The following is a 10,303-nucleotide window of genomic DNA, read 5'->3' as shown; positions in this document are numbered from 1 at the left end:
AATATACAAATCCAAGGTGAGGCAGATTATTTACATGAAAAACTTAATTTTTCTACAGCTTGGTTAGTTGTTTGCCGCTTAGAAGTCAACAAAGTTGCGTTGGGCGTAGTCTTTGACGCGGGTGATGTTGTCGTTTACCCAGTCTGCTTACCTGAATTAAAAAGCTAGTCGTGCTATTTGCTGTTACTTTTTTGTTAGGAAAGTGCGGACGGCTTGGATTAGGTCGATGAGTTCTTTTGATGGAACGACGACGGGGTCGCTTTGTATCTGCATGGATTTGACGATGTTATTGAGCAGTTGCCTTCCTTGGAGGGAATAGCTGTCTTTTTCCGCTAGCGCTAGATTGTCTGTGGGGGCGGGAAGTTGTTTTTGCTCGTTGAGTTGTTTTCCCATTAGTTTAAAACTAGACACTCTTCTCTCTTAGATATCTTGTAATTTTATGACATAATGTTGTGCATCTGTCGCGGGGAGTCATTCCCTTGTGTTGCGACGCTTTTTTGAACTTATTCGATACGTACACAATGCCATTAGATAATGGGGTAACCCCAGTAAATTCAAGCACTAAGCTTGATCGTCGATTTTCTATTGCACCCATGATGGAATGGACGACAAGCGATTACCGAGTTTTTGCTAGAACATTGACGAAAAATACGCTGCTGTATACCGAGATGGTGACGACGGGGGCTTTGCTGCAAGGCAATCATCCTGAAAGATTCTTACGATACGATGGCTGCGAACACCCTATTGCCCTTCAATTAGGTGGGTCTGATGCGATTGCGTTGGGTAAATGCGCAAAAATGGCGGAGCAAGCAGGCTTTGATGAGGTTAATCTGAACGCCGGCTGCCCGAGCGATAGAGTTCAAAACAGTTTGATCGGTGCGTGTTTGATGGCTCACCCTGATAAGGTGAAGGATGCCATGCGTGCCATGCAGGACAGCTGTACTATTCCTGTGACCATTAAGCATCGCATTGGTTTAGACGACCAAGAAGAGTACAGTGTGGTACGAGATTTTGTTGGTGATATTGCGACAACTGGCGTGAAGACCTTTATTGTCCACGCTCGTAATGCGATTCTAGCGGGCTTAAGTCCGAAAGAGAATCGTGAAATACCACCGCTGAAATACCATTATGTGCATCAGTTGAAGAAAGATTTCCCAGAGCTTGAAATCATTATAAACGGTGGCATAAAAACAGTAGAAGAATGCCAAGAACAATTAGCGCATGTCGATGGTGTGATGGTGGGCCGTGAGGCTTATCATAACCCTTGGATATTGAGCCAAGTCGACGATGTATTGTTTGGCGGTCAGCCGTTGGTTCATGATCGCTACGAGGCGCTAGAAGCTTTCGTTCCTTATGTTGAACGCAAGCTGCAAGAAGGCGAACGCTTAATGCACCTGACCCGACATATTTTGGGTATCTTTCAGGGCGAAGCCGGCGGCAAACAGTTCCGTCGCTACCTTTCTGAAAACGGTCATAAAGCCGACGCACAGATAAATGTATTATTAGAGGCCATTGATTTGGTCAAACATCATCAACGCAAAGGATAAGAGCAATGAGCAATAAGTTATCTCAATTGAAAGAGTTCACGACCATTGTGGCCGACACGGGCGATATCACGGCGATCAAAGATTTTTTACCACAAGATGCGACTACTAACCCATCTTTGATGCTTAAAGCCGCACAAATTCCTGAATACGCTCCTTTTCTAGATCAAGCCATTGCTTGGGCTAAAACACAAAGCAACGACAAAGATCAGCAAATTCTAGACGCTGGCGACAAGTTGGCCGTGATTGTTGGTACCGAAATCCTAAAGTACATTCCTGGTCGTATTTCGACTGAAGTGGATGCGCGCTTGTCTTTTGACAAAGAAGCGACGCTTGCTAAAGCACGCAAACTGATCGCTCTATACGAAGAAGCGGGCGTATCACGTGACCGCGTGTTGATTAAAGCCGCGTCTACTTGGGAAGGCATCAAGGCCGCAGAAGAGCTAGAAAAAGAAGGCATCAACTGTAACCTAACCTTGCTTTTCTCTTTCGCTCAAGCACAAGCCTGTGCGGAAGCGGGTGTTTACCTGATTTCTCCATTCGTAGGTCGTATCCTTGATTGGTACAAAAAATCCACTGGTCAAGAGTACACAGCAGAAACAGACCCTGGCGTAGTGTCTGTCACTGAAATCTACAACTACTACAAAGAACATGGTTACAACACCGTTGTAATGGGCGCGAGTTTCCGTAACATCGGCGAAATCGAGCAACTTGCTGGTTGTGACCGCTTGACCATCAGCCCTAACTTGCTTGAAGAATTGAAAAAAGACGAAGGCAAACTAGAGCGTAAATTGGTTCCTGCGACCAGTGTGAAAGCGGCACCTGCTGCGATCACGGAAGCGGCATTCCGTTGGGCAATGAACGAAGACGCGATGGCGACAGAAAAATTGTCTGAAGGCATTCGTAACTTCGCAGCGGATCAGCGTAAGTTGGAAGTGACGCTAGCGTCTATGCTATAAAATAGAAGCAAGTAAGCTAAAAACGCGACCTAGGTCGCGTTTTTTATTTTCCACAAGAAGAACGAAAAATGACTGAAACAACAGAATTTGAAAAAATGATCCATGGCGAAACATTCAATGCGATCGACCTAGATCTTCGCCTACGCAGGGAAGCCGCTCGCCTTGCTTGCGCTAAATTCAATGCACATCCAAGCAAAGGCAACCTTCGTCACGTCACCCGCTTGTTTGCCGAGTTTGGCAGCGTGGTGATTGAACCCGGCTTTCAGTGTGACTATGGGTCGCAAATTCATCTTGGCGAACGGGTTTATATTAATTTCCACTGTGTTTTCCTCGACAGCGCCAAGATCCAGATTGGTGACGATGTGCTCATCGGGCCGGGCGTGCATCTTTATACGGTGGATCACCCAAGAGACGCCGAACAACGCGCCTCTGGTGAATGCTTTGCGCGCCCTATTACCATAGGCAACAAAGTTTGGATTGGTGGCGGAGCCAAAATCCTCCCCGGCATTAAGATTGGCGATAACGCCATTATCGCCGCGAATGCGGTGGTCACTCGACACATCGCCGATAATGAACGCTATTACGGGTAGTGACTGATACGTTTTTATTCGCTCACTCGCCAATGCACCTTTTTGCACAGTCCTAGCAAACCTCCTTTGTTAAAGCCTTATTTCTGGCTTACCTGAATACTTCATTCAACTAGGTAAGCAATTGGCAATTGCTGAGGAAATGAACGGCTCTCCCCGCTTGTTTCGATTATTTGCTATATACTTCAGTCAAATTAGCAAATTAAAGAGGTTGCTTCATGAAAACGTGGATTCTATTTTTAGCCAGCCTATTGGCACTAGATGCGAACGCCTCAAAAACCATCGTCGACGGTTCACTCAATGTTGACGAAGTCACTCAGTTTGACGGCACACCTTGGGGTATTGCGCTATTGAATGACCAAGAAGCCATTGTCACCGTTAAAAAAGGCGTGGCTTACAAGGTAAATTTGGCCAATGGCAAACAACAAGCCCTCAGTGGATTGCCTGAAGTGGATAATCGTGGCCAAGGTGGACTGCTGGATGTCGCCAAATCCCCCACTTTCGACGAGGAGAAATGGGTCTATTTTACTTACTCCAAACCGACCGATGAAGGCGCAAAAACCACATTAGCCAGAGCCAAGCTGATCGATAATGGTTTTACTAAATGGCAAGATTTATTGGTGTCAGACTCAGCCAGTTCCGATTCAAAGCACTACGGTGGTCGCATAGCATTTGACGATAAAGGACACGTGTTTTTCTCCATTGGTGACCGCGGCGTGCGTGAAAACGCTCAGAATCTTAACAACCATGCAGGCAGTATCATTCGCCTCAATTTAGACGGTAGCGTGCCAGCGGATAATCCGTTTGTCACGCATGCCAATATCCGCAATGAAATCTGGAGTTACGGTCATCGCAACCCTCAAGGGCTTTTTTATGACACGGACACACACACTCTTTGGTCCAATGAGCATGGTCCAAGAGGTGGTGATGAGATCAATCTTATTCGTCCAGGCGCTAACTACGGCTGGCCGATCGTGTCCCATGGGAAAGAGTATTGGGGACCGGTTAGCGTAGGTGACGGTATCGAAAAGGATGGTATAGATAATCCTATTAAGGTGTTTATTCCTTCCATCGCGCCAAGCAGCTTACTGCGCTACAAAGGCATGTTATTTTCGAACTGGAACGGGGATTTCCTCTCTACCGCGTTGGCACTAAGACACTTAAACAAGGTGAAAATCGAACAAAACGGTGAAACCACAGAAACACGCTATTTGGAAGATCTCGATGAGCGCCTTCGCTCTATCGCCCAAGATTCTACTGGCGCGCTGTATATTGGTACGGATTCAGGCAAACTGCTAAAAATCACCCTAGCAATCGAAACCAGCCTCAAAAAAGCGGGTTAAAAAACCATTATGCGGCTTAGCCTTTTAGCACAACGCAATTGCGTCCAAGGCTTTTTGCCTTATACAAACGTTGATCGGCAATGGTGTAAAGATGTTTAAAATCATCTCCCTCTTCGTGACTGCATGACACACCGATACTCACCGTATAATGTATTTTAATATCATTAAGCCTGAGCGGTGTGTCATACACATACTGACAAAACATCAATGCCCAGTCTTTGCTTTTAGCGGCGGGCATTAGGACACAAAACTCTTCTCCGCCTAAACGAAAAAGTTGATCATTATTATCGACATGCGCTCTAAGACGCTCTGCAAAGTCTACCAGTACAGCATCACCCACATCGTGCCCATGGGTATCATTAATCTTTTTAAAATTGTCTAAATCAATTAAAACAAGCGCCAAGGCATCTTTCTCCCCAACCGCTTGCTGAAGCTGATGTTGGTAGCACTGACTAATATTACGACGATTAGCAAGCCCCGTTAGCGGATCTGTAGAAGCAATTTTCTTTAGCGCATATAGCATCTTTTTATGAACTCGCTCAGCACTATGTGTCAGCCCCCACAAAAACGCATAGGCAAAGCTCAAATTGATCACCACGCTAATAAGTTCTTTCCCAAAGTACTCATAGAAGCGCAGATAAAGAATGCTACTCACTAAACATAGGCAAATACTATTCAACCAGATGCCAGCTAGTCTGCCTAACATTAGGTAGGAGGTCATTGGGAAGATAAGCACCCAGACTTGTCGACCAGAATGTAATGGTGAATGGCTTATACCCGTCAAAATACACGCAAAAATAAACGCAACATAAAGAAATACTGCCCATTTATAAAAGCGCCATTGTTTTGAACAGAACCACACAAAAATGGTCAACAAGAGTAAAACGGTTTCTATTAAGGCCAGCTGATATTTCGCTGTCAATACATTCACCACTATTAGCACTGAACAAGCGGCGCCAATAACCAGCAAAAAACCTTTTAGTAAGATTTCATTAAAAAGATCGTCGTTAAACCAATGGGAGCTCGCCAGTTGCTTATTCATTCCATACCATAAGTTAAGTTATTCGGACCAACTACTGTCAGTTGATGCTTCATCCTCTGAAAACGTCGAATCGTCCCCCCAACTGTCATCATCCCAGCTGTCATCGCCCCAACCATCGTCCCCAAGACCATCGCCTGTCGAGTCGTTAGAATCTGAGGCCTTGTTGGGTGGGTTACCGTCATACACATCGTACGCTCGACTCTGTAAATATACGTCTCGCACGAAGCTGTATCGATCGCCAATGATCATGGATTCGGCGCTGAGCAAACGCGCGCGCGTTTCCACAACATCTAAGGCTAATAAACCAAGCTCCTCATCATCATTTAAGTCGAGGATACTTGTTTCATCAAGGTACGTATATTTAATGGCTAAACCTGAACCATCACGCACAGTAGAAGGACCAAAAAAAGGTAGCACAAGATAAGGACCAGAAGACACCCCCCAGTAACCTAAAGTTTGACCAAAGTCCTCTTTATAGCGTTTTAATCCCATCTCGCTGGCCACATCAAAAATCCCCAACCAGCCTGCGGTACTGTTAATCAAAAAACGAAAAGTAGACGATGCCGTTTCATCCCACTTACCCTGAAGGAGGTTATTGGTAATGTTGCCAATTTCACCAAGGTTGGCAAAAAAGTTACTCACGCCCTTCTGAACAGGATTCGGCGTAACGGCCTTATATCCTTCAGCAATAGGCTTTAAAACAGCGCCATCAACCGCATCATTAAAAATAAACATAGAACGGTTAAAACCCTCCCATGGATCTTCTTTGGTTTCTACTGGCACCTGTACGCAGGATTGCACAAGCAACAACAAAGAGCCAAAAAGTAACGTTCCTATTGCTTTCAACATTTTCAGTACCCTTAACGTATAAGACTTCACACAGCGTCTGACTAAAAAACAAAACCTTATCTATAACATCAAACCAATTTTTTCACTTCTTGCCATTGCTTATTTAAGCGTTTATCTGAGATAGGCTCTAGCGTACCAACCGATTGAGCAAATAAAGAAATTCGATACTCTTCTAACATCCAGCGATATTTGATCAGTTCAGGGTCATAAAGGGCTTTTTCATCATGGGCTTTTTTCTGCCGACTGTAAGTCTGCCAAAGGCCTTCCAACTCAGACACATACTGATTCTCTTTGTTCAAATGATTTTGAAAACGTTCTAAACGCACCTCAATCCCTTTGAAATAGCGCGGCAATTGTCCCAACCAAAACAACGGCGTATTACCAATAAAGCCTGGGTAAATCAGCTGTTCTAATTGCACTTTAATATCACCGTAAATACGTGTCCAAGGCAAAGGAATACTGCCTTTCATTCTCTTAGCGACGGCTTGATAAGAGGATAATACACGATAAAGCTGCCCTGCCATGTCATTCGCCACACTGACCAACTGTGGTTTATGGCTGACAACGCAGCTTTCGAATTCCGCTTTTGTCCGTGGCAACGCACGCCCATCCAAGAAGACTTTATCTAACACCGCATTCAGTAGGTCGTCCAATAACGCTTCTTTTTGGCCTAATGGCGAAAAAATTAACATGGATTCTTTTAGGTGCGGTAAATTCTTTTGCAAATAACGCATTTCTTTACTCAACGTTAATTTGAGCAAGGTAATCACGCCTTTTCGGTGGGTTTCCACGGCGGTATTTTGGTCATCAAACATTTTCAATGACACGTGATCGCCTTGCGCCACTAGCGCAGGAAACGCCGTTACTTTAATGCCCGCTTGTTTGATCTCTTGACGCTCAGGAATGCCCTGCTCTGGCCATGCTGTTAAGCCTTCTTGCTCATGCTGTTTGGTACCAAATTTCGCGAAGCTTTCTTCCACTAAGTCACTAAACTGAGTTTGAAGCTGCGCCAAGTTTTTGCCTACGCCAAGCACTTTTCCTCGCTCATCCACCACTTCTAAGTTCAAGGTTAAATGAGAGTCAAGCTTTTCCGCATTCCATTCATTAAGTGGAATATCGATCAAGGTCTCGCGCTTAATTTGCAAGCTCAGCTGCTCAAGCAAATCCCCCTTATCTTTCGATAAATTCGGGTAAACACGATCCACAAACTGTGGAATTGGCACAAAACGACGACGTAACGCTTTGGGCAAAGCACGCAGCAAGGCTTCGCAGCGCTCTTTGATGAAACCGGGCACCGCCCAACCTAGGTCTTCTAGGCTCAGCTGACGCAATAAGCCAACGGGGACTTTTAGAGTCGCACCATCGGATTCTTGACCAGGCTCGAATTTATAATCAATCGGTAATGCGACGCCATTCAAGCCAAACGAGTCAGGAAAGGCCATGTCATCGACTTTCACATCTTGATTCACCAAGTCATCCCGAGTCATTAATAAAGCATCGGGTGAGGTTTTCACAAAATGCTCTAAACTTTTGGTATTGTGCACGTGGCTAGGCAAACGCTGATTATAGAAAGCGAAAACCGTTTCGTCATCGACCAGAATGTCGCGTTTTCTAAGCTTGGCCTCTTGGGTTTCTAAGGACTCAATTAGCGCTTGGTTCTTGCGATAGTAAGCCTGCTTGGTGCGCAGCTCGCCTTCCACCAGCCCAGAACGAATGAAAATCTCTCGAGCCTCTTCTGGGTTGATGTGACCATAATCAATACGGCGTTTTGCCACAATGACCAAGCCATAAAGCGACACTTGCTCATGGGCCATGATGCGGCCTTGATTACGCTCAAAATGCGGATCAAAATATTGACGCTTTACAAACGGTGCAGCGTATTCTTCAATCCAAGCAGGATCAATGCGAGCCGTCACACGCGCATAGAGCTTACTGGTCTCCACCAGCTCGGCCGCCATAATCCACTGAGGCGGTTTTTTGAATAGCATGGAACCGGGGAAAATCGCCAATTTACGCGAACGACAGCCTAGCATTTCTTTGCTGTCTTCTATTTTATTGGCCACTTGCGTGAACATACCCGCCAATAGAGCGCGATGTATCGCTTCGTAATGACGCTCTTCATGGTGCACTTCTTTAAAGCCTAACTGCTTACAGGCAATCATGATTTGGCGGTGGATGTCGCGCCACTCGCGCATACGCATGAAGTTCAAAAATTGCTTACGACAATATTGGCGTAACTGGTTCTGCGATAACGCTTGGCGTTGCTCTTCAAACCGTTCCCATAAATTCAAGAATACGGCGAAATCAGAGTCTTCGTCTTTATCGACCGCGTGGGCTTGATCAGACTGGGTTTTCTTATCTTGGGGACGCTCACGAGGGTCCGGAATGGACAAGGCGCTGACAATAATCGCCACTTCTTTGAGCACACTGTGCTGCTCGGCGGCGATCAAGATTCGTCCTAATTTCGGGTCAATAGGTAACTTAGCCAGCTGACGGCCAATCGGCGTCAGTCGCTCTTTATGCAACGCCCCCAACTCCGTCAGGGCGCGATAACCATCGTTGATCATGCGTTTGTCCGGCATTTCAACAAAAGGAAATTTTTCTACCGCGCCCAACTTTAGATTGGCCATCTGTAAAATAACCGACGCTAGGTTAGTGCGGAAAATTTCTGGGTCGGTAAACTCGGCACGGTTGTTGAAATCCGCTTCGTCATAGAGTCGAATACAAATACCGTCCGCCACACGACCACATCGCCCCGCCCTTTGGTTGGCACTGGCTTGGCTGATTTTTTCAATGGGCAGTTGCTGAACTTTGGAACGGACGCTATAGCGACTAATGCGCGCTAAACCTGGATCAATGACGTAGCGAATGCCCGGTACCGTCAATGACGTTTCTGCCACGTTGGTCGACAAGACAATCCGACGCCCAGAGTGGGATTTGAAAATACGTTGTTGCTCGCTGGTGCTCAATCGAGCATAAAGCGGCAACACTTCGGTATTGCGCAACTCGGCACGACGCAAGATCTCAGCGGTCTCGCGAATTTCTCGCTCCCCTGGCAAAAACACCAGAATATCCCCTGCACCGCGATAGCCAGATTGACGCTCTTCAGCAATCAACAGCTCTACCGCATCAAGAATGCCTTGCTCCATGCTTTGGTCTTCGTCTAGCTCTTCAGAATCCGACTTGCTCATCAAGGGCTGATAACGCACTTCTACCGGATACGTACGGCCAGACACTTCAATAATAGGCGCATTGTCAAAGTGCTCAGAAAAACGCTCTACATCGATGGTTGCCGACGTCACAATGACTTTCAGGTCCGGACGGGCCGCCAATACCTGCTTCAAATACCCCAACAGAAAATCGATGTTCAAACTGCGTTCATGGGCTTCATCGATGATGATGGTATCGTATTTATACAAACGCTTATCTTGTTGAATCTCTGCCAACAAAATACCGTCTGTCATCAGCTTAATCAGAGTTTCTTCGTTGCTTTCATCACTGAAACGCACCTGAAAGCCCACTTGCTCCCCCAGCTTGACTTGTAACTCATCGCTGATGCGTTCCGCCACGCTACGCGCCGCAATTCGCCTTGGTTGCGTATGACCAATAAGACCTGCGATACCGCGGCCGGCTTGCAAGCACATCTTGGGCAATTGCGTGGTTTTACCAGAGCCCGTTTCACCCGCAATAATCACCACTTGGTTTTCTTGAATCGCCTTGATGATTTCATCGGCACGAGCGGCCACAGGCAAGCTTTCGTCGTAGGTGATTTTTGGCAGGCGAGACAAACGCGCTTGATATAAGGTCTCAGACTGTTCAATGAGCGCATTCAACTCAGATTGCATTTTGTCAAAAGGCAAACCGTCCTTTTGACGCTTGGTAAGCTGTGCTTGTTTTTGATCAATAAGATGACGATCGCGCGTCATTACGGCATTTGTCGACATGATAAGTAAATTTGTATCCTTTAACTTGGCGCAGA

At 46.1% G+C, this 10,303-nt stretch carries 8 protein-coding genes; 4 read left to right on the top strand and 4 right to left on the bottom strand.

Annotation, left to right across the window (positions count from 1 at the left end):
* Positions 1 to 183: 183 nt before the first annotated feature.
* Complete coding sequence (locus DK187_RS10800) at positions 184 to 411, bottom strand: hypothetical protein (RefSeq protein WP_223232192.1); 228 nt, start codon at positions 409 to 411, stop codon at positions 184 to 186.
* 110 nt (positions 412 to 521) lie between these two features.
* Here DK187_RS10800 and dusA point away from each other — a divergent pair, with 110 nt between their 5' ends.
* From dusA to DK187_RS10780, 4 genes are all read left to right on the top strand, one after another.
* Positions 522 to 1,547: a tRNA dihydrouridine(20/20a) synthase DusA gene (gene dusA / locus DK187_RS10795; RefSeq protein ID WP_111607352.1), complete on the top strand. Its 1,026-nt coding sequence runs from the start codon at positions 522 to 524 to the stop codon at positions 1,545 to 1,547.
* Positions 1,548 to 1,552: 5 nt separating this feature from the next.
* On the top strand, positions 1,553 to 2,503 hold the full coding sequence (tal, locus tag DK187_RS10790) for a transaldolase (protein WP_111607351.1): 951 nt from the start codon (positions 1,553 to 1,555) through the stop codon (positions 2,501 to 2,503).
* Positions 2,504 to 2,571: 68 nt separating this feature from the next.
* A complete protein-coding gene (locus DK187_RS10785) occupies positions 2,572 to 3,093 on the top strand; it encodes a sugar O-acetyltransferase (RefSeq protein WP_111607350.1) in 522 nt (173 codons plus the stop codon).
* 215 nt (positions 3,094 to 3,308) lie between these two features.
* Positions 3,309 to 4,433, top strand: coding sequence for a PQQ-dependent sugar dehydrogenase (locus tag DK187_RS10780; protein ID WP_111607349.1), 1,125 nt, complete (start codon positions 3,309 to 3,311; stop codon positions 4,431 to 4,433).
* Between the two features lie 16 nt (positions 4,434 to 4,449).
* On the opposite strand, the gene DK187_RS10775 is transcribed toward DK187_RS10780, so the two are convergent.
* The 3 genes from DK187_RS10775 to hrpA form a co-directional block, all read right to left on the bottom strand.
* A complete protein-coding gene (locus DK187_RS10775) occupies positions 4,450 to 5,475 on the bottom strand; it encodes a GGDEF domain-containing protein (protein WP_223232193.1) in 1,026 nt (341 codons plus the stop codon).
* Positions 5,476 to 5,493: 18 nt separating this feature from the next.
* Positions 5,494 to 6,324: an MlaA family lipoprotein gene (locus DK187_RS10770; RefSeq protein WP_111607348.1), complete on the bottom strand. Its 831-nt coding sequence runs from the start codon at positions 6,322 to 6,324 to the stop codon at positions 5,494 to 5,496.
* Between the two features lie 68 nt (positions 6,325 to 6,392).
* Positions 6,393 to 10,268 (bottom strand): ATP-dependent RNA helicase HrpA, encoded by a 3,876-nt coding sequence (hrpA, locus tag DK187_RS10765; RefSeq protein ID WP_111607347.1) that lies wholly within the window; start codon positions 10,266 to 10,268, stop codon positions 6,393 to 6,395.
* Positions 10,269 to 10,303: the final 35 nt, after the last annotated feature.

This window comes from Marinomonas arctica (assembly GCF_003259225.1).
Taxonomy (GTDB): Bacteria; Pseudomonadota; Gammaproteobacteria; order Pseudomonadales; family Marinomonadaceae; genus Marinomonas; species Marinomonas arctica.
This window is presented reverse-complemented; position numbering and strand designations above follow the sequence as displayed.

What these genes read in the sequence shown, in the direction of transcription:
- DK187_RS10780 (WP_111607349.1), top strand. Translation starts at nt 3,309, where the DNA reads ATGAAAACGTGGATTCTATTTTTAGCCAGCCTATTGGCACTAGATGCG.
- DK187_RS10770 (WP_111607348.1), bottom strand. Translation starts at nt 6,324, where the DNA reads ATGTTGAAAGCAATAGGAACGTTACTTTTTGGCTCTTTGTTGTTGCTT.
- tal (WP_111607351.1), top strand. Translation starts at nt 1,553, where the DNA reads ATGAGCAATAAGTTATCTCAATTGAAAGAGTTCACGACCATTGTGGCC.
- hrpA (WP_111607347.1), bottom strand. Translation starts at nt 10,268, where the DNA reads ATGTCGACAAATGCCGTAATGACGCGCGATCGTCATCTTATTGATCAA.
- DK187_RS10775 (WP_223232193.1), bottom strand. Translation starts at nt 5,475, where the DNA reads ATGAATAAGCAACTGGCGAGCTCCCATTGGTTTAACGACGATCTTTTT.
- dusA (WP_111607352.1), top strand. Translation starts at nt 522, where the DNA reads ATGCCATTAGATAATGGGGTAACCCCAGTAAATTCAAGCACTAAGCTT.
- DK187_RS10785 (WP_111607350.1), top strand. Translation starts at nt 2,572, where the DNA reads ATGACTGAAACAACAGAATTTGAAAAAATGATCCATGGCGAAACATTC.